General features: G+C 44.6%; 26 protein-coding genes. 1 reads left to right on the top strand and 25 read right to left on the bottom strand.

Going from position 1 to position 19,396, the window contains the following annotated elements:
* Positions 1-50: 50 nt before the first annotated feature.
* The 17 genes from rpsH to tgt form a co-directional block, all read right to left on the bottom strand.
* Complete coding sequence (gene rpsH, locus HMPREF0833_RS07955; RefSeq protein WP_003010897.1) at positions 51-449, bottom strand: 30S ribosomal protein S8; 399 nt, start codon at positions 447-449, stop codon at positions 51-53.
* 212 nt (positions 450-661) lie between these two features.
* On the bottom strand, positions 662-847 hold the full coding sequence (locus HMPREF0833_RS07950; protein WP_001085699.1) for a type Z 30S ribosomal protein S14: 186 nt from the start codon (positions 845-847) through the stop codon (positions 662-664).
* Positions 848-864: 17 nt separating this feature from the next.
* Positions 865-1,407: a 50S ribosomal protein L5 gene (rplE, locus tag HMPREF0833_RS07945; protein WP_003009606.1), complete on the bottom strand. Its 543-nt coding sequence runs from the start codon at positions 1,405-1,407 to the stop codon at positions 865-867.
* Between the two features lie 23 nt (positions 1,408-1,430).
* Entirely contained in the window at positions 1,431-1,736 is a 306-nt protein-coding gene (gene rplX / locus HMPREF0833_RS07940) for a 50S ribosomal protein L24 (RefSeq protein WP_003002315.1), read from the bottom strand.
* A gap of 73 nt (positions 1,737-1,809) precedes the next feature.
* Positions 1,810-2,178: a 50S ribosomal protein L14 gene (gene rplN, locus HMPREF0833_RS07935; protein WP_003002384.1), complete on the bottom strand. Its 369-nt coding sequence runs from the start codon at positions 2,176-2,178 to the stop codon at positions 1,810-1,812.
* A gap of 25 nt (positions 2,179-2,203) precedes the next feature.
* Positions 2,204-2,464 (bottom strand): 30S ribosomal protein S17, encoded by a 261-nt coding sequence (gene rpsQ / locus HMPREF0833_RS07930; RefSeq protein ID WP_003009600.1) that lies wholly within the window; start codon positions 2,462-2,464, stop codon positions 2,204-2,206.
* Between the two features lie 23 nt (positions 2,465-2,487).
* Positions 2,488-2,694, bottom strand: coding sequence for a 50S ribosomal protein L29 (gene rpmC / locus HMPREF0833_RS07925; RefSeq protein ID WP_003002350.1), 207 nt, complete (start codon positions 2,692-2,694; stop codon positions 2,488-2,490).
* Between the two features lie 9 nt (positions 2,695-2,703).
* On the bottom strand, positions 2,704-3,117 hold the full coding sequence (gene rplP, locus HMPREF0833_RS07920; protein WP_000960947.1) for a 50S ribosomal protein L16: 414 nt from the start codon (positions 3,115-3,117) through the stop codon (positions 2,704-2,706).
* A gap of 3 nt (positions 3,118-3,120) precedes the next feature.
* Positions 3,121-3,774, bottom strand: a complete 654-nt coding sequence (gene rpsC, locus HMPREF0833_RS07915; protein WP_003002336.1) for a 30S ribosomal protein S3 — start codon at positions 3,772-3,774, stop codon at positions 3,121-3,123.
* A gap of 12 nt (positions 3,775-3,786) precedes the next feature.
* On the bottom strand, positions 3,787-4,131 hold the full coding sequence (rplV, locus tag HMPREF0833_RS07910; protein ID WP_000818139.1) for a 50S ribosomal protein L22: 345 nt from the start codon (positions 4,129-4,131) through the stop codon (positions 3,787-3,789).
* Between the two features lie 11 nt (positions 4,132-4,142).
* Positions 4,143-4,424, bottom strand: a complete 282-nt coding sequence (rpsS, locus tag HMPREF0833_RS07905; RefSeq protein WP_000533766.1) for a 30S ribosomal protein S19 — start codon at positions 4,422-4,424, stop codon at positions 4,143-4,145.
* A gap of 96 nt (positions 4,425-4,520) precedes the next feature.
* Positions 4,521-5,354, bottom strand: coding sequence for a 50S ribosomal protein L2 (rplB, locus tag HMPREF0833_RS07900; RefSeq protein WP_000512900.1), 834 nt, complete (start codon positions 5,352-5,354; stop codon positions 4,521-4,523).
* Positions 5,355-5,371: 17 nt separating this feature from the next.
* Entirely contained in the window at positions 5,372-5,668 is a 297-nt protein-coding gene (locus tag HMPREF0833_RS07895) for a 50S ribosomal protein L23 (protein WP_003009593.1), read from the bottom strand.
* The gene (gene rplD / locus HMPREF0833_RS07890) at positions 5,668-6,291 is read right to left on the bottom strand and encodes a 50S ribosomal protein L4 (RefSeq protein WP_003009591.1); all 624 of its coding nucleotides are present in this window, start codon (positions 6,289-6,291) and stop codon (positions 5,668-5,670) included. The genes HMPREF0833_RS07895 and rplD overlap by 1 nt, the downstream gene beginning before the upstream one ends.
* 24 nt (positions 6,292-6,315) lie before the next feature.
* Complete coding sequence (rplC, locus tag HMPREF0833_RS07885; protein WP_003010846.1) at positions 6,316-6,942, bottom strand: 50S ribosomal protein L3; 627 nt, start codon at positions 6,940-6,942, stop codon at positions 6,316-6,318.
* An 81-nt stretch (positions 6,943-7,023) separates the two neighbouring features.
* Positions 7,024-7,332 (bottom strand): 30S ribosomal protein S10, encoded by a 309-nt coding sequence (gene rpsJ, locus HMPREF0833_RS07880; protein WP_003009585.1) that lies wholly within the window; start codon positions 7,330-7,332, stop codon positions 7,024-7,026.
* Positions 7,333-7,762: 430 nt separating this feature from the next.
* Complete coding sequence (gene tgt / locus HMPREF0833_RS07875) at positions 7,763-8,905, bottom strand: tRNA guanosine(34) transglycosylase Tgt (protein ID WP_003010858.1); 1,143 nt, start codon at positions 8,903-8,905, stop codon at positions 7,763-7,765.
* Between the two features lie 150 nt (positions 8,906-9,055).
* Between tgt and HMPREF0833_RS07870 the strand changes: the two genes are divergently transcribed.
* Positions 9,056-9,925: a DUF975 family protein gene (locus HMPREF0833_RS07870; protein WP_013904452.1), complete on the top strand. Its 870-nt coding sequence runs from the start codon at positions 9,056-9,058 to the stop codon at positions 9,923-9,925.
* A gap of 56 nt (positions 9,926-9,981) precedes the next feature.
* Here the strand turns inward: HMPREF0833_RS07870 and HMPREF0833_RS07865 are convergent, their stop codons facing one another.
* From HMPREF0833_RS07865 to trpD, 8 genes are all read right to left on the bottom strand, one after another.
* A complete protein-coding gene (locus tag HMPREF0833_RS07865; protein WP_041818403.1) occupies positions 9,982-10,434 on the bottom strand; it encodes a CoA-binding protein in 453 nt (150 codons plus the stop codon).
* Between the two features lie 134 nt (positions 10,435-10,568).
* The gene (gene polA / locus HMPREF0833_RS07860; protein ID WP_013904450.1) at positions 10,569-13,214 is read right to left on the bottom strand and encodes a DNA polymerase I; all 2,646 of its coding nucleotides are present in this window, start codon (positions 13,212-13,214) and stop codon (positions 10,569-10,571) included.
* A 257-nt stretch (positions 13,215-13,471) separates the two neighbouring features.
* Positions 13,472-14,935, bottom strand: coding sequence for an alpha-L-fucosidase (locus HMPREF0833_RS07855; RefSeq protein ID WP_013904449.1), 1,464 nt, complete (start codon positions 14,933-14,935; stop codon positions 13,472-13,474).
* A 141-nt stretch (positions 14,936-15,076) separates the two neighbouring features.
* The gene (trpA, locus tag HMPREF0833_RS07850) at positions 15,077-15,853 is read right to left on the bottom strand and encodes a tryptophan synthase subunit alpha (RefSeq protein WP_013904448.1); all 777 of its coding nucleotides are present in this window, start codon (positions 15,851-15,853) and stop codon (positions 15,077-15,079) included.
* Position 15,854: 1 nt separating this feature from the next.
* Positions 15,855-17,060, bottom strand: a complete 1,206-nt coding sequence (gene trpB / locus HMPREF0833_RS07845) for a tryptophan synthase subunit beta (RefSeq protein WP_013904447.1) — start codon at positions 17,058-17,060, stop codon at positions 15,855-15,857.
* A complete protein-coding gene (locus tag HMPREF0833_RS07840; protein ID WP_013904446.1) occupies positions 17,050-17,637 on the bottom strand; it encodes a phosphoribosylanthranilate isomerase in 588 nt (195 codons plus the stop codon). The genes trpB and HMPREF0833_RS07840 overlap by 11 nt, the downstream gene beginning before the upstream one ends.
* On the bottom strand, positions 17,624-18,391 hold the full coding sequence (gene trpC, locus HMPREF0833_RS07835) for an indole-3-glycerol phosphate synthase TrpC (RefSeq protein WP_013904445.1): 768 nt from the start codon (positions 18,389-18,391) through the stop codon (positions 17,624-17,626). The genes HMPREF0833_RS07840 and trpC overlap by 14 nt, the downstream gene beginning before the upstream one ends.
* Positions 18,388-19,392: an anthranilate phosphoribosyltransferase gene (gene trpD / locus HMPREF0833_RS11065; RefSeq protein WP_041818513.1), complete on the bottom strand. Its 1,005-nt coding sequence runs from the start codon at positions 19,390-19,392 to the stop codon at positions 18,388-18,390. The genes trpC and trpD overlap by 4 nt, the downstream gene beginning before the upstream one ends.
* Between the last annotated feature and the right edge of the window lie 4 nt (positions 19,393-19,396).

Below are 19,396 nucleotides of genomic sequence, written 5' to 3'. Positions count from 1 at the left end.
TTAGACAAGAGACAATAATGAAGAGTCACAACGAAATTGGGAGCTAAATATTACCAAACGTAAGCGATAACTTCTCCACCAACATTCTTTTGGCGTGCTTCTTTATCAGTAAGCAGACCTTCAGAAGTTGAGAGGATAGCAATTCCAAGTCCGTTAAGAACTTTTGGAAGATCTTCACGTTTTTTGTAAACACGCAAACCTGGTTTAGATACACGTTTCAAGTTTGTGATAACTTTTTCACCGTTTTGTCCGTATTTCAAGAATACACGGATGATGCCTTGTTTGTCATCTTCGATGAATTCAACGTTTTTTACAAAACCTTCGCGTTTAAGGATTTCAGCAATTCCTTTTTTGATGTTTGATGCAGGTACTTCAAGTACTTCGTGTTTTGCTTGGTTAGCGTTACGAATACGTGTAAGGAAGTCTGCGATTGGGTCAGTCATAACCATTATAATTTCTCCTCTTACTAGTAGTTTGCAAGTTGCACTTGCTAGTTAATGATTGAGCTAGGCTCAGATAGTTTTGATACATGCAAACGAGAATATACTCATTTGAACACGAGCTACAACCTGGGCAAAAAAGATAGATTTGTCTTGGAGCAACGCTCCTGCACCAAATCTCCTATTTTTGCTGGGGTTGTTACGCTCTTTGTATCATAATATTACCAAGATGCTTTTGTGACACCTGGGATTTGACCTTTGTATGCCAATTCACGGAAGCAAACACGGCAAAGTTTAAACTTGCGGTAAACTGAGTGTGGACGTCCACAACGTTCACAGCGAGTGTATGCTTGAGTAGAGAACTTCGCTGGGCGTTTGTTCTTAGCAATCATAGATTTTTTAGCCATTAGTTTTACCTCCTATATTATTTTGCAAACGGCATACCGAGGCCAGTAAGCAATGCACGTGATTCTTCGTCTGTGTTCGCTGTAGTTACGATTACGATATCCAAACCACGAGTTTTATCAACATCATCAAAGTTGATTTCTGGGAAGATCAATTGTTCTTTCACACCAAGTGTGTAGTTCCCGCGTCCATCAAATGATTTTGTTGGAACACCATGGAAGTCACGTACACGTGGAAGTGAAACTGTTACCAATTTATCCAAGAATTCGTACATGCGTTCACCACGAAGGGTAACTTTTGCACCGATCGCAACACCTTCACGAAGACGGAAGCCGGCGATTGATTTTTTAGCCTTAGTAATCAATGGTTTTTGACCTGAGATCAAAGCAAGCTCTTCAGCAGCTTTTTCAAGGTTTTTAGCATTTGATACTGCGTCACCAACACCCATGTTCAAAACGATTTTATCAACTTTTGGCACAGCCATAACTGATGAATAGTTGAACTGTTCAGTCAATGATGGTACTACTTCATTAAGGTATTTTTCTTTTAAACGATTAGCCATTATACTTCTCCTTTCCTTCGTGATTAGTCAAGCACTTCGCCTGATTTTTTGTTGTAGCGAACTTTTTTGCCGTCTACAAATTTGTAGCCAACACGTCCAGCAACACCGTTTTTGTCCAAAACTTGAACGTTAGAAGCATGGATTGGAGCTTCTTTTTCAACGATTGCGCCTTGAGGGTTTTCGTTATTTGGACGTTGGTGTTTCTTGATGATGTTTACACCTTCTACAACAACTTTATTTACTTTTGGAAGAGCAGTAAGAACAACAGCTTCTACGCCTTTGTCTTTACCAGCGATAACGCGAACTTTGTCGCCTTTTTTTACAAACATTTTATTCTCCTTTTATTCTTACGCCCGATGGGCACCCTGGCTAAGCCAGGGGACTGTGTTTGTTTTTGATTGATTAAAGTACTTCTGGAGCAAGTGATACGATCTTCATGAAACCACCGTCACGCAATTCACGTGCAACTGGGCCAAAGATACGAGTTCCGCGAGGAGTTTTGTCGTCACGGATGATCACTGCTGCATTTTCGTCAAACTTGATGTATGAACCATCTTTACGACGAGCACCTGATTTAGTACGAACGATAACAGCTTTTACAACGTCACCTTTCTTAACCGCACCACCAGGAGTAGCTTGTTTTACAGATGCAACGATTACATCACCGATGCTCGCGAATTTACGTTTTGAACCACCAAGAACTTTGATTGTCAAGATTTCGCGTGCGCCACTGTTGTCAGCGACTTTCAAACGAGTTTCTGTTTGAATCATTTACGTTTTCTCCTTTCAGGTATGATTAGATGATGACCGCTTTTTCAACGACTTCTACAAGACGGAAGCGTTTTGTAGCTGAAAGCGGACGAGTTTCCATGATACGAACGATATCGCCTTCTTTAGCAACATTGTTTTCATCATGAGCTTTGTATTTTTTAGAATAGTTGATACGTTTACCATAGACTGGGTGGTTACGTTTAGTTTCAACTACAACTGTGATTGTTTTGTCCATTTTGTCAGACACAACGCGTCCAACAAGAACTTTACGATTATTGCGTTCCATTGAAATTCTCCTTCCCTAGTCTATTATTTAGCTTCTGATTGAACAGTTTTGATACGAGCGATTTGTTTTTTCACTTCTTTCAAACGTCCAGTTTGTTCCAATTGACCAGCAGCTGCTTGGAAACGAAGTTCAAACAATTCTTTCTTCAATTCATTTTCACGCTTCGCGAGTTCTTCTTGAGAAAGACCACGAAGTTCTTTAACAAATTCTTTTACTTCTGTAAGTTTCATGACCTCTCCTTATTCTGCTTCACGTTTCACAAATTTAGTTTTAACTGGCAATTTGTGGCTAGCAAGACGAAGTGCTTCGCGTGCGATCTCTTCAGATACACCAGCGATTTCGAACATCACTTTACCACGTTTAACTGGTGCTACCCAACCTTCAGGAGCCCCTTTACCAGATCCCATACGTACCCCGATAGCTTTAGCGGTGTATGATTTGTGTGGGAAAATCTTAATCCAAACTTTACCACCACGTTTCATGTAACGAGTCATGGCGATACGAGCAGCTTCGATTTGACGGTTTGTGATCCAGTGGCTAGTTGTAGCTTGAAGACCGTATTCACCGAATGCTACTTCTTTTCCACCTTTTGCTTCACCGCGCATTTTACCACGGAATTCGCGACGGTGTTTTACACGTTTAGGTACTAACATTGGTTATTTACCTCCTTTAGCGTCTTTACGAGCTGGAAGAACTTCACCACGGTAGATCCATACTTTAACACCAAGTTTACCGTAAGTAGTGTCTGCTTCTTCCCAAGCGTAATCGATATCAGCGCGAAGTGTGTGGAGTGGAACAGTTCCTTCAGAGTATCCTTCTGCACGGGCAATATCTGCACCGTTCAAACGGCCTGATACTTGAGTTTTGATTCCTTTAGCTCCAGCACGCATAGCACGTTGGATCGCTTGTTTTTGTGCACGACGGAAAGCAACACGTTGTTCCAATTGACGAGCGATTCCTTCACCAACAAGGTGAGCATCCAAGTCAGGACGTTTGATCTCAATGATGTTGATGTGTACTTGTTTACCAGTCAATTTGTTAAGAGCTGCACGAAGTGCATCAACGTTTGCTCCACCTTTACCGATAACCATACCTGGTTTAGCAGTGTGAAGAGAAACGTTAACTTTGTTTACTGCGCGTTCGATTTCAATAGTTGAAACGGCTGCGTCAGCCAATTCTTTTTGAATGAATTTACGGATTGCAAGATCTTCATGAAGGTAATCCGCGTATTCTTTTTCAGCATACCATTTGGCATCCCAATCACGGATGATACCAACACGCATACCAATTGGATGTACTTTTTGACCCACGAGTTTACCTCCTTATTTTTCTGCAACAGCTACTGTGATGTGAGCTGTACGTTTGTTGATTGGTGAAGCTGAACCTTTCGCACGTGGACGGAAACGTTTCATTGTTGGTCCTTCGTTTGCGAATGCTTCAGATACTACCAAGTTAGCTTTTTCCAAACCAAAGTTGTTTTCAGCGTTTGCTACTGCTGAGTTCAACACTTTAAGGATGATCCCTGCAGCTTTGTTTGGTGTGAATGTCAAAATAGCGATGGCATCGGCTACGCTTTTACCACGGATGTTGTCAAGAACAAGACGTGATTTACGAGGTGAAACACGCACTGTACGAGCCATTGCTTTAGCTGAAGTAATTTCTGCCATTTATGTTCTCCTTATTTTCTACGTGTCTTCTTGTCGTCTGCCGCGTGACCTTTGTAAGTACGAGTTGGTGCAAATTCACCAAGCTTGTGACCTACCATGTCTTCTTGGATGTAAACAGGTACATGTTTACGTCCATCATAAACTGCGATAGTGTATCCGATGAAACTTGGGAAGATCGTTGAACGACGTGACCAAGTTTTAATTACTTTTTTCTTTTCGTCGTTTGCTTGAGCTTCAACTTTTTTCATCAAATGCTCATCGACGAAAGGTCCTTTTTTAAGACTACGTCCCATTTTGTAATTTTCTCCTTTAAAATTTAGTACCACAGCGGCTTGCGCTGCTAGGCAGCGCTACCGAGCTGGCGGAAAGTGTAAGCTAGTTGCTTATGATTATTTTTGGTTGCGACGACGAACGATAAGTTTGTCAGATTTCGCTTTCTTGTTACGAGTTTTAAGACCAAGCGCAGGTTTACCCCAAGGAGTAGATGGCGCTTTACGTCCAACTGGTGCTTTACCTTCACCACCACCGTGTGGGTGATCATTCGGGTTCATTACAGAACCACGAACTGTAGGGCGAACACCTTTCCAGCGGTTACGTCCCGCTTTACCAAGGTTTACAAGTCCATGTTGTTCGTTTCCGACAACACCAACTGTAGCACGGCAAGTTCCAAGAATCATACGAACTTCGCCTGATTGAAGACGAACAAGTACATATTTACCTTCAGAACCCAATACTTGAGCAGAAGCTCCAGCAGCACGTACCAATTCTCCACCTTTACCAGGTTTCAATTCGATGTTGTGGATCAAAGTACCAACTGGGATGTTAGCAAGTGGAAGAGCGTTTCCGACTTTGATATCTGCTTCTGGTCCTGATACGATGCGTTGACCTACTTCAAGACCTTTAGGGGCGATGATGTAAGCTTTCACACCGTCAGTGTAGTGTACAAGCGCGATGTTAGCTGAGCGGTTTGGATCGTATTCGATCGTTTTAACGACTGCTTCAACTCCATCTTTGTTACGTTTGAAATCGATCAAACGGTAATGACGTTTGTGTCCACCACCTTGGTGACGAACAGTGATACGACCGTTGTTGTTACGACCTGCTTTGTTTTTAAGAGAAACAAGCAAAGTTTTCTCAGGTGTGTTTGTTGTGATTTCAGCGAAATCCAAAGAAGTCATATTACGGCGACCGTTTGTTGTTGGTTTATAAACACGAATTCCCACGATATTTCCTCCTTAGATTATTCAGCTTCAGTAGCAAACAACTCGATTGCTTTAGAATCAGCTGCAAGCGTGATGATAGCTTTTTTAGTTTTTGAAGTAAAACCAGTGTAACGTCCAACGCGTTTTGCTTTAGGTTTTACGTTTACAGTGTTCACATTCGCAACTTTTACACCTTCAAAGGCGGCTTCAACAGCTTGTTTGATCAAAAGTTTGTGAGCGCGAGTGTCAACTTCGAATACATATTTGCCTGCCTCAAGTTGAGCCATTGACTTTTCAGTGATAACAGGTTTTTTGATAACATCATACAAATTCATTATGCAAGAACCTCCTCGATTTTAGAGATAGCTGCTTGAGTAACAAGAAGTTTGTCACTATTTGCGATGTCAAGAACACTTGCAGTTGTAGCAGTCGCAACTTTCACGTTTGGAAGGTTACGAGCTGAAAGAGCTGCGAATTCATTTCCTTCTTCAAGAATAACAAGGACTTTAGAATCGATGCTCAAAGCTGCAAGAACTTTTGCAAATTCAGCAGTTTTTGGAGCTGTAAATTCAAGAGAATCAACGGCTACAAATTTGTTTTCAGCAACTTTTTCTGAGTAAACAGATTTAAGTGCAAGGCGACGAACTTTTTGAGGAAGTTTGTACGCATAGCTACGTGGAGTTGGTCCGAAGACGATTCCACCACCACGCCATTGTGGAGAGCGGATAGAACCTTGACGAGCACGTCCAGTTCCTTTTTGACGCCATGGTTTGCGTCCGCCACCTGAAACAGCTGAACGGTTTTTAACTGCGTGAGTTCCTTGACGAAGGCTAGCACGTTGGCTGATGATGACATCAAACACAACTGCTTGATTTGGTTCGATACCAAAGATCGCATCGTTAAGAACAACTTCGCCAGCTTGTTTACCAGTTTGGTCGAATAATGTTACATTTGCCATTTTGACTGTATTCCCCTTTCCTTATTATTTACCAGCTTTAACTGCTGACTTGATAGTGATAAGAGATTTCTTAGCACCTGGTACGTTACCTTTGATAAGGATAACGTTCTTTTCTGGAACAACTTGTACAACTTCAAGGTTTTGAATCGTTACACGATCGCCACCCATGCGTCCTGCAAGGTTTTTACCTTTGAATACGCGGTTAGGTGCAACAGGTCCCATAGAACCTGGACGACGGTGGTAACGAGAACCGTGAGCCATAGGTCCACGTGATTGTCCGTGGCGTTTGATAACACCTTGGAAACCTTTACCTTTAGAAGTACCAGTTACATCAACAATGTCTCCAGCTTCGAAAGTGTCAACTGTGATTTCAGCACCAACTTCCAAGCCTTCAACGTTTTTGAATTCACGAATGAAGCGCTTAGGAGCCGTGTTAGCTTTTGCTACATGTCCTTTAGCAGGTTTGTTGCTCAATACTTCGCGTTTGTCATCGAAACCAACTTGGATAGCGTTGTAACCATCTGTTTCAACAGTTTTAACTTGAAGAACAACGTTTGGAGTTGCTTCGATAACTGTTACAGGGATCAATTCGCCAGCTTCAGTGAAGATTTGAGTCATTCCCACTTTTTTCCCTAAGATTCCTTTTGTCATGAGAAAATAGTTCCTTTTCTATAGTTTTTTATTCAAAAAGTTTTTAACGAGCGTTTTTCATGCTCTGGATCAACCTTTAGATTAAAGTTTGATTTCTACGTTTACACCACTTGGAAGATCCAATTTCATCAAAGCGTCAACTGTTTTTTGAGTTGGGTTGATGATGTCGATCAAACGTTTGTGTGTACGCATTTCGAATTGTTCGCGAGAATCTTTGTATTTGTGAGTCGCACGAATGATTGTGTAGAGGCTACGCTCAGTTGGAAGTGGGATTGGACCCGCAACTTGTGCACCTGTACGAGTAGCTGATTCTACGATTTTTGCAGCCGCTGTGTCGAGTGTACGGTGTTCGTACGCTTTCAAACGGATGCGGATTTTTTTGTTTGCCATCTTTTTCTCCTTTTCGTCTATTTAAGATAATAGGCTAGCTCCACAAGAAAACCGACGCGTGTTGCGTGGCAATGCAACCGAGCGTGTCGCAACCTCTTGCATCAAAGCTAATAGCTGTTTTTCACAGCACCATAGTAGTTTAACACAAACAAAGGCCCAATGCAAGGGATTTGAGAAGATTTTTTTCGTTTTTTTGATGAAAGTGTTTTCGGAAGAAATAGAGTGCTAAAAAAGTTGCTATTATATAGGAAAAGGGAGCGAGACAGAACAAATTTATATCCAATTTGTTCGTCGTCTCGCCCCCCCACAGTTGATTAGGTTATCTTTGGAGCTTAACAAGCTCCAAAGATACCAATCAACCACTGCGTCTAGCAGTTATTCCTATTATTCTCAGATGGCTGTAGTCTTTTTTCTTCCTATTTAGCTTTTCCTAGAAATTCCGTCCTGATTTATTATAGCCATATTTTTCGACGAAATGCTCACGGAATTCTAAAAGATTGTCATCCATGATGGCTTGACGGACCTGCTTCATGAGGTTGATCAAGAAGTACAGGTTGTGGTAGCTGGTCAAGCGAATGCCGAAGGTTTCATCTGCCTTGAGGAGGTGGCGAAGATAAGCTCGGGTGTAATTCTTACAAGTGTAGCAATCACATTCAGGATCCAGCGGTGTAAAGTCTTCTGCAAATTGCGCATTTTTCACCACTAGGCGTCCTTGGCTGGTCATACAGGTACCATTTCGCGCAATCCGCGTCGGCAAGACACAGTCAAACATGTCCACTCCACGAATAACGCCATCGATCAGACTGTCTGGAGCTCCTACTCCCATGAGATAGCGTGGCTTGTTCTCTGGTAAGAGTGGAGTTGTGAAATCCAGCACGGCATTCATCTCTTCATGGCTTTCCCCAACAGCTAAGCCACCGATAGAATAGCCTGGGAAGTCCATGCTGACCAGATCTTGAGCAGACTGACGGCGCAAGTCTTCAAATCCAGCCCCTTGGACAATCCCGAAAAGACCTTGATCATGAGGGCGACGGTGAGCCTTAAGCCCACGTTCTGCCCAACGACTGGTCCGTTCGATCGATTTTTTCACATAATCATAAGGCTGATAGAACTGAGGGCATTCATCAAAGGACATCATGATGTCGCTTCCTAGATTGTTTTGGATGGAGATGGCCTTTTCTGGAGAGAGGAACATCTTCGAGCCGTTGAGGTGATTTTTAAAGGTTACCCCTTCTTCGGTGATGTTGCGGGTATCCGCCAATGAATAGACCTGAAAGCCTCCACTATCTGTCAAAATGGGCTGGTCCCAGTTCATGAACTGGTGCAGTCCTCCTGCTTTTGCGACCAAGTCGTCCCCCGGACGAAGCCAGAGATGGTAGGTGTTGGCCAAGATAATTCCGGAACCCATTTCCTTGAGTTCTTCTGGCGATTGGGTCTTAACGGTTGCCTGAGTCCCTACAGGCATAAACATTGGGGTCGGGAAGGTCCCGTGAGGGGTAATAATTTCTCCCAGACGAGCACCTGTATGCTTTTCTTTTTTGATTAATCGATATTGAATCGGTGAATCTGTCATGGTTACCTCCGTACTGGGAAAAACAGTCCCAGCCTTCTTATTCCTGTCACAGTTTTCCTGTGAGCACCTGTACGATTGTACCAAATTTTACCGGCTCTGTCACGGACTTATGTTATAATAAAAAGTACTACTATGAAGAGAGTGTCATCTATGAACCTTAAACTGATTCGCCTCCGGGCACGTACCATGCAAGTCCAGCAACCGGGCTTAGCTATCCTTTTCGCCTTACCGGTCCTGTTGACCATTCTTGCTAATTTTCTCTTAAGTGGGCAAGATCTGGTCGATCTACTACCGGACATGACCTTGCAGCAAGCAGGTATCTACATGATCCAGCGGCAGCTCTTTCCTTCTGTCGTCTCCTTTGTCATCTCCATTTTAGTGGTCGGTGCGACTTTTAGCTATTTAGATACGATTAATCCCAAGATCGAACACCGAACACGCGTGTTAGATATCTTTAAACAAGATCGCTTTACCTCTGTATTTGCCACCTTGATCTTGAAGCAAGTCGTCCTCTTTTTATGGGGACTCATCCTCTATGTAGGGAGCCTCATCAGCACCTACGCCAGCATTCGATTTTTGGCGATTTACGACAAGGTGAGCAACCCTAGCACTCTGAGTGCTTCCAGTCCTGAATTCCAATCTCTCATGCAACAAATGCCTCTGATGACTACCGGTGTCGTGCTGGGCCTACTCGGCCTCCTCTTTTACCTGCCACAATACTACAGTCTCAGCTTGGTCGAATTGATCCTCTATGAGCAATTACGAGACGGCGACTACAAGGGAGCCTTTGGAGTGCTTCGCCAAAGTCGTGAAACCATGAAAGGGTTCCGCAGCAATCGCTTGGTGCTCGATCTAACCTTGATTGGTTGGTACTTCTTGAATTACTTCACGCGCGATGTCATCGGCTTCTATACCATGCCTTACTTTATCAACTGCCAAATTGCATTTTATGATCAAATCAAGCAGATTAAACAAGGGCCGCGCCATTTCACAGACTATCCAAGCCATGAAACTGAATAAGAGTAAGAAGAAAACCCCAGCTTGCTGGGGTTTTCTTCTATTCAATTGTTTATCATTTATAAACCGTATAGGGAGTCTCCTAAGATCAGTCGGGTGTGTTCCCGTTTGATACAGCGGTTCATGACAATGTCTTCTCGACCTGCTCCTTGAAGAATTTCTTCTGCTTCTTGATTTTCCAGTCCCAATTGTGCCCAGAAAATTTTTGCATCCGTCTCAATAAAATCACGTGCCACATCTGGTAAAAACTCACTGCGACGGTATACATCGACGATATCTACTGGGAAAGGAATCTCCTGCAAGCTAGCGTACACCGTTTCTCCAAGAATCTGGCCACCAGCTGCACGAGGGTTGACAGGAATAATCCGATAGCCCCGCTCTTGCATCTCCTTGCTAACACGATGACTGGTCGTATCTTCACGGTCAGATAATCCAACCACAGCGATGATCTTGCTGGTTTCTAGGTAATGTTTGATAATACCATCACTAGGATTGCGAAATGAATAAGCCATAAGAATCTCCTTTTGTATGCGTTTCCTTTCTTTAAATAGTATAACAATACGGAGGGCATTGCAAGTGTTTGTAGTTAAAAGCGGTAGGAAACTGAAAAGTTTCCTACCGCTTTCTGTTTTGAACAAACTTAATCTTATTTGGCTTCATACCATGTTTTGCCTTCGTTCTCATCAGCTTCCAGTGGTACTGCAAGTTCAATAGCGGATTCCATGGTCTCTTTGACAAGTTCTTTGATCGCTGCCAGTTCATCACTTGGTACTTGCAGAACGATTTCATCGTGCACCTGAAGAAGCATCTTGGTCTTGTATGCTCCTGCTTCTAGCGCTTGGTCCAAGTGAATCATGGCAATTTTCAAGATATCTGCTGCAGATCCTTGGATTGGTGAGTTGATAGCCGTCCGCTCCGCAAAGCCTCGAACATTGAAGTTGCGAGAATTGATATCTGGAATCTCCCGACGACGCTTGAAGAGGGTTTCTACATAGCCTTTGTCACGCGCTTCCCGTACCACTCTCTCCATATAGTCCTTGATACCAGGGTAGCGTTCGAAGTAAGTCTCAATGTAGGCCTTGGCTTCTTTTCGACTGATCCCTAGGTTGTTAGACAGTCCAAAGTCGGAAATTCCATAAACCACACCGAAGTTCACTGCTTTGGCATTCCGCCGGTCGTTCGGCGTCACATCTTCTGGTTTTTCAATATTGAAAACTCGCATAGCAGTCGATGTATGGATATCTGCCCCATGTTTAAAGGCATCAATCAAATGCTCATCTCCCGAAATATGAGCCAAGACGCGCAGTTCGATCTGTGAATAGTCCGAACTCAACAAGACACTATTTTCCTCTTCTGGGACAAAGGCCTTGCGGATGAGACGGCCTTGTTCCAAACGGACAGGAATGTTTTGCAGGTTGGGATCCACGCTGGACAAACGGCCCGTCTGCGTCAAATCCTGTACATAGCGGGTATGGATCTTCCCATCTTCCAAAATCCAATCTTGAAGACCGATGACATAAGTCGACTGGATCTTAGCAATTTGGCGGTATTCAAGAATCTTAGACACAATCGGTGCAATTGGAGCCAGGCGTTCCAAGACATCAACGGCTGTTGAATAGCCGGTTTTGGTCTTTTTGGTGTATTCAAGAGGAAGTTCCAATTTTTCAAAGAGGATGACCCCCAATTGTTTTGGAGAATTGATGTTAAACTCTTCGCCCGCCAGCTCGTAAATTTCTTGGGTCAAGCGCTCCAAGACCACTTCGTTTTCCACCTGCATGTCTTCTAGGGTCTGGCGCTCTACCTTGATCCCCGCGATTTCCATCTTGGCCAAAACAGCTGCTAGTGGTTGCTCCATATCATAGAGCAAATCTAGCTGGTCATGGGCTTGCAACTGCTCCACCATGGGCTCTTCGGTATCCAGTAGAACAGCGACTTTCAGTGCCAAATGTTCTAATAGGACCGCCCTTTCTGGGATGGCTCTTTTGACTCCCTTGCCATAAACGACTTCGTCCAACGGCAGCGCAATCTGACTATAGAGACTCGCAATGGTTGAAATTTCATTGTCCTCTACGGTCGACAAGAGATACTTGGCCAATCGACTGTCAAACGCGGGATTTTGAAGGGTAATGCCCAAGTGGCTGAGCAAGACCTTGGCCCGCTTGAAGTCATAGACCTTGAGGGGCGTTTTTTCGAGAAATTCTTTGAAAATCGGTGTTTGTAAAAGACCAGTATCTGTACTCGCGTAGAGCTGACCCTTGGTCCCCCATGCGAAACCGATGATGGGTTCCGTATGGTAATTGTCCCCAAAAATCTCAAAATGGAAGAAACTATCTTCCGTGAGCATATCTGAAGCAACTTGCTCGACTTCTGTATAGTCAATAGCTACAGGAGCTGCTTCTTCTCCACTGAGATCCAAGGCCTGACGGAGTTGCTTGAAGCCCATCTCCTCATAAAACTTGGCGAGATTTTCTAGATGAGGGCCCGTATAGGTGATATCGTCCAGCCCAATTTCAATGGGAGCATTGGTATCGATGGTTGCGAGAGTCTTAGACAGATAGGCCTGCTCCTTGTCGTTGATGAGGTTTTCCTTCATCTTAGAAGCCTTCATCTCGTCGATATGCTCGTAAATGCCATCAAGAGAGCCGTACTTTAGGAGTAGTTTGATCCCGGTCTTTTCTCCGATTTTGGTGACACCCGGGATATTATCCGACTTATCTCCCATCAAGGCCTTGAGGTCGATAAATTGCTCTGGTGTCAGTCCCATCTTTTCTTTCAGATAGGCTGGAGTGAATTCTTCAAACTCTGCCACCCCTTTTTTGGAGATTTCAACCACCGTATTATCATCTGTCAGCTGGATTAAATCCTTATCCCCAGAGACAATGGTCACATCAAAGGGCACCGAGGTAGTTTCTGCCATCTTATCTAGCGTTCCAATAATATCATCCGCTTCATACTGGGCCAGCTCATAATGGCGGATTCCCAAATGATCTAATTGCTCACGAATGAAAGGAAACTGCTCACGGAACTCATCTGGAGTTTTTGCACGGCCCCCTTTGTAGTCGGCATACATCTCCGTCCGGAAGGTCGTCTTTCCTGCATCAAAAGCAACGAGGACATGGGTTGGTTGGATGCGCTCCAAGAGATGGCTCAACATGAGATTAAAGCCATAGACCGCATTGGTATGCAGACCATTGGCATTTTTGAAGCGATCGATTTGATGATAGAGTGCGAAAAAGGCACGAAAAGCGACGGAAGACCCGTCGATGAGTAATAATTTATTCTTTTTTTCCATAGGCCTATTATACCACGAATCACAAGGTCTCTGGTACATAAAAACTCTACCCTTCCGGGTAGAGCCTTCTTTAGGAGTTTCTTATGAAAAATGAAGAGAAGTGTTTATTCGCCGTAACAAGAACCTTGTTGTGGCAATTTCTTAAAGCGTTTTGGATAATTAACTGAGATTTTCATTTTCTGTACCTCATTTCTTATTGAATGAGTACAGTATACAAGAGAAACCTAAACAATTCCTTATAGAAAGCTTCAAGAAAACTAAAAGCTGAGGCGCAAAACACGCGGTTGTTTTTTGCTACAAGCTGGTAACTGAAGATGGAGCCCTGTCTCATCTTGGCTCCAAGAAAGGGGCTGGCTTTCTCCAAGGAGCTCTAGCTTTTGAATGCGCGCATGAAGAATTCTCGGTTGCTTGAGATCATAGGCGAGAGACGGCAAGGTCAACCCTTCCGTCCTTCCACTTGGTTCCAGCTGGATAGCATAAAGAAAGCCATCACGCATGGTATAGCGGAAATCTTGGCTAGTATAGAGTGGCGCTTGCCCATCTGAGAAGGAACCTTCCTGGGCCTCGGTCGGTCCGTCTGATGACACCCGCCAAGGCCGACTCTGATAAATGGCTTCTCCATTTACCGCCAGCCAGTCTCCGATCTCTGTGAGGATGTCTTGGTCTTGCTCAGGGATCGTGCCATCTGCCTTGGGTCCAATATTGAGCAGAAGATTGCCATTTTTGGCCACAACATCAACTAAATTTTGCAGCAATTCCTTACTGGTCTTATAGGCTAGATCCTGGGTATAACACCAAGAATTACGGGCGATCGCGGTATCCATTTGCCACGGAAAGACTTGCATCTCTCCGTATCCTCCCCGCTCCATCTCAACGATTCCTGAACCAAAAGGGAGGGCGTCCTGTTTGTAACAAACAGCCACCTTGTGATCCTCTTGTGCTGCTAGATTGTAATAATAAGCCAAAAAGCGCATCAAGTAGGGACGGAAACTCTCATGCTGGATCCACCAGTCAAAATATAGGAGCTCTGGTTGGTAGTCCCGCACCAGTTCACAGGTTCGCAAAAGCCAGTCTTCCAAGAATTCTTTGCTTGGATAAGGCTTGGAAGTCAGATCAAAATGATCCTTGGGCTCTGGCTCTGCTGGCCAATAAAGGCTGTCTCTTGGGACTTCTTGCGGAATGTCACTAGTGAATTCCTTGCCATGTGAAAAGAAAAACTGGTGTTCTGCCCGGTGAGAGGACGTACAGAAGTGCAGGCCACGTTTTTCTGTTTCCTTCCTCAGCTCTCCTAAGACATCTCGTCTCGGCCCCATTTCTAAGCTATTATAAGGCGAGAGAGTAGAGGCATACATCTGAAAACCATCGTGGTGCTCCGCAACTGGAAAAAGATACTGGGCTCCCGCTTTTTGAAAGAGATCCAGCCAAGATGCCGGATCAAAGCGATCGGCTGTAAAAAGAGGAATGAGATCCTTATAGCCAAAGCTGGCCTGGTCTCCAAAATGCTCTCGATGATAGTCATAGCAAGGATTCCCTTGGATATACATATTTCGCGAATACCATTCCGAACCAAAGGCAGGTACACTGTAGACGCCCCAGTGGATAAATATTCCAAATTTGGCATCTCGATACCAATCTGGACAGACTTGATGGCTAAGAGAGTCCCAGCTTGGTTCAAAAGGACCTGACTGGACAACTTGATCAATCTCTTCAGGGCTTATCATTCTCTTCTCCTCTTTTCTTGTTACTACCTCTATTGTAACGAGAAAGCCTCGTTTGTAAAGACAAACGAGGGGAATGTTTAAAATAGTAGACAAAGAGCTTGATCTAGGAGAATCAAGCTGATGATGAATGGAATGAACCTTCTAGCCCTTCACTGCTTGAGAAATAAAACGAGCGATGGCGTCTGTCTCCCCTTGGTGGAGAGCCTTAACGATTTTAGACCCCACAATAACCCCATCTGAGACCTTGTTGAAACGGTGAACATCCTCCATGCTGGAAACTCCAAAACCTGTTAAAACAGGAATGGATGCTATTTCGTGTAATTGGGCCAAGTGGTGATCCAAATCATCTCGATAGCTACCAGCTTTCCCCGTCACTCCATTGACAGCAACGGCATAGATAAATCCTTCTGCATCTTGGATCAATTTCTTTTGGCGCTCGATTCCTGTGGTTAAGCTCACTAGTGGCACCAAGGCGATGTCTTTATCCGCTAATAGAGGCTCTACCAGATCCGCATGCTCATGAGGAAGATCGGGAATAATCACTCCTTTGACTGCTGTTCCTTCTACATCTCTAAAAAAGTTTTCTAGACCATATTGGAACAAGGGATTGAAATAGGTCATGATGACCAAAGGAACACTTGTCTCCAGACGCTGGATCGTTTGCACCAGTTCCTCTGTCGTCGTCCCATGGGCTAAACTGCGTAATCCTGCCTCTTCAATCACAGGACCATCTGCCACCGGATCCGAAAAAGGAATGCCAACCTCAATCGCTGAGACACCAAGCCCCTCTAAAAATTGGATGGTTTCCTGCAAACCTGCCAAGCCTTTTTCATGATCTCCTGCCATAATATAAGGAACAAAGATCCCTTGCTGCTGGTCTTTCAACTTTTGTAAATGATCTGTTAAGGTCTTTCCCATCTTACTCTCCTCTCTCTTGTTCTAGGCGGTCTTTGACTTGTACCACATCTTTGTCCCCACGACCTGATAAGCAAACGATCATGGATTTTTCAGGCCCCATCTCCTTAGCCAATTTCACCGCATAGGCGATAGCATGGCTCGATTCCAGAGCTGGAATGATTCCTTCTACTTTCGAAAGCAATTGAAAGGCTTCTAGGGCTTCTTTGTCTGTCACAGGCACATAGGTTGCCCGCTTGATGTCATGGAAATAAGAATGCTCTGGCCCAATCCCAGGATAATCGAGACCTGCTGAAATCGAAAAGGCTTCTAAAATCTGTCCATGGGCATCCTGTAAAACATCCATCAAGGCGCCGTGAAGGACTCCCGGACGTCCCTTGGTCAAGGTTGCTGCATGCTGGTCTGTATCCACTCCAAGCCCAGCAGCTTCTGCCCCATACATGGCAACAGATGTATCCTCAACAAAAGGATAAAAGAGCCCAATAGCGTTCGATCCACCTCCTACACAGGCTAGGACGGCATCTGGCAGCGCCCCGTCATTTTGCTCTGCAAATTGGCGTTTGGCTTCTCTACCGATGACACTTTGAAAATCACGGACAATCTCTGGGAATGGGTGAGGTCCTAGAGCAGATCCCATGATATAGTGGGTATCCTCCACATTTGCTACCCAAGCTCTAAGAGCAGCATTGACCGCATCCTTGAGGACACGCGACCCATCTGTTACTGATTGAACCTTGGCGCCCAACAATTCCATCCGAAAGACATTGAGGGCTTGGCGTTTGACATCTTCTTCCCCCATGTAGATGGTGCATTCCATATCAAATAAAGCAGCAGCCGTTGCAGTTGCAACACCGTGCTGTCCAGCCCCTGTTTCTGCGATGATCTTCTTTTTGCCCATCCGATGTGCCAATAAAACCTGTCCTAGGGCATTATTAATTTTATGAGCCCCTGTGTGGTTGAGGTCTTCTCTTTTAAGAAAAATCTTGGCTCCACCAACATACTTGGTTAGATTCTTAGCGTAATAGAGCGGTGTTTCCCGACCGACATATTGTTTCAGAAGCTGATCCAATTCTGCTTGAAAAGAAGGATCTGCTTGACTTTCTCTATAGGCTTCTTCTAATTCTAAAACTGCTGTCATCAAGGTTTCAGGGACAAATCGTCCCCCGAACCGCCCGTAAAATCCGTTTTTATCTGGTTGTTTATATGCCATGCTTGACCCTTTCTATAAATCGTTTTATCTTTTCTTGATCTTTTATTCCATTTGTCTCGACCCCACTGGATACATCCACCGCATAAGGATGAAAGAAGCGAATAGCATCTGCTACATTATCTACTGTCAAGCCCCCTGCAATAAAGAAGGGCTTTGTAAAGTTTTGGGTTTCGAGCTTTTGCCAGTCAAAGGTCTGCCCACTTCCTGCTACAGGAGCATCAAAGAGCAGATAATCGGCACTGGTCTCAGGAAGAACTGCATCTTTCCCCACTTGAACAGCGCGAATCGTTTGTTGGGGAAGGTCTTGCAAGATGGTTTCATCCATCGGTCCATGCAATTGTATCAGGTCCAAGCCCACAACTTGGCAAGCTTGCTCCACTTCTTCTCTTTGTGGGGATACAAAAACACCGACTTTTTGAACTCCCTTTGGAATGCCTGTAGCCAACTGCCGAGCTTGCTCCAACGTGACTTGCCGTTTGCTTGGTGCAAAGACAAAACCAATGTAGTCCGCACCGGCTTCAATAGCGGTCTGGACGGCTTCCGGAGTGGACAATCCGCAAATTTTAACCTTTGTCAATCTGCAACTCCTTTACTTTTTCAGCCACATTGTCTGCCTTCATGAGGGCTGTCCCAACGAGAATGCCACTAAAATAAGGAGCCAGCATGCGCGCATCTGCTGCTGCGAAAATAGCAGACTCCGAGATGTAAACCGGTTCTTGTTCAAAATTGGTCGCCAATTCTAGGCTAGTATGAAGATCAGTCTCAAAGGTCACCAAGTTGCGATTATTCACCCCGATGATCTGAGCACCAATCCGGTGAGCTACCTCTAGTTCTGTCAGATTATGGGTCTCCACCAAGACCTCCAGGCCAAGATGGGTCGCAAACTCATAGAGCTCTTGCAGACGAGTCTCTGATAAGGCTGCAACAATCAACAAGATCACGGTCGCCCCTGCGTTTCGCGCCCGAATCACTTGCTTTTCATCCACAATGAAATCTTTGTTGAGGGTGGGGATACGTACTTGACTAGATATTTCCCGGAGATACTCGATACTGCCCTTGAAAAACACTTCATCAGTCAAGACAGAAATCATCACGGCCCCATTTTCTTCGTAAGTCTTAGCCTGCGCGACGATATCCACATCGACATGAATATCTCCCAGACTCGGGCTAGCCTTTTTCACTTCCGCAATGACCTGAAGCTTTTCTGGATGACTCTTTAGGTAATCATACAGGCGGTAGGTCTCGCGCAAAGGTTGGAGTTCCTCTTCTTTCATCTCAGCCACTTCACGCGCCTTTTCCTTTAGAATCTTTGGCAAGAATTCTTGACTCATTTTTGATACTCCTGTAATAATCTCAATTTCTCAAGGGCAGCCCCACTGGCAATCACTTCACGTGCCAAGGCAATCCCCTCCTTGATAGAATCTACCTTGCCGTTGGCATAAAAACCAAGGCCAGCATTCAAGACAGTCACCTCTAAGAAGGGACTTGCTTCATTCTTCAAGACACTGAGCAAAATTTCCGCATTGCGTTTGGCGTCTCCACCACGTACTTGATCAATTTCGATGCGCTCCATTCCTATATCTTCTGGTTGAAAGCTAGATAAGGTAACCTGTCCATTTTCCAGAATAGCCAGCTGGGTTTCTCCATCAAGGCCTGCCTCATCCAAACCTTGTGGACCACTCACTACCACTGCGCGTTTTCGACCTAAATTCTTTAGAATCTCTGCCGTACTTTCCAGCATATCCGGACGACTGGTTCCCAATAGCTGGGTTTCTAGAGGAATCGGATTGATAAGAGGACCGGTTAAGTTCATCACCGTTGGAACCCCTAATGCCAAGCGAGCGGGCATAATATAGCGCATGCCAGGATGTAGATTTTTGGCAAATAGGAAGACAATTCCCGCCTTTTCAAACACTCGTCCCAAGTCTTTTGGACCCAAATCAAGGTTAATCCCTAGCGCTTCTAGCACATCCGCAGAACCAGATTTAGAAGAGATCGAACGATTTCCGTGTTTCGCCATCTTGATGCCACCACCAGCAAGGACGAAGGCAGCTGTTGTTGAAATATTGAAACTATAAGAACGATCGCCCCCCGTTCCACAATTGTCCATTGCTCCTTGAACTTCTGTAGGAATAGCGACTGCATAGGCCTGCATCACTTTTGCAATAGCCGTCCGCTCTTCAACCGTTTCCCCCTTCATTTTGAGGCCTAGAAGAAGGGCCGTCACCTGTGCTTCTGAAGCACGACCAGCAACGACTTCCTCCATAGCAGCCTCTAACTCTGCACTGGTTAGATCCATTCCTTCCGCTACTTTTGCAAGCACTTGTTTCATCTTC

Origin of the sequence: Streptococcus parasanguinis ATCC 15912, from assembly GCF_000164675.2 — a bacterium.
GTDB lineage: Bacteria > Bacillota > Bacilli > Lactobacillales > Streptococcaceae > Streptococcus > Streptococcus parasanguinis.
The sequence above is the reverse complement of the archived record's forward strand: the minus strand, read 5'-3'. Positions and strand labels throughout refer to the sequence as shown.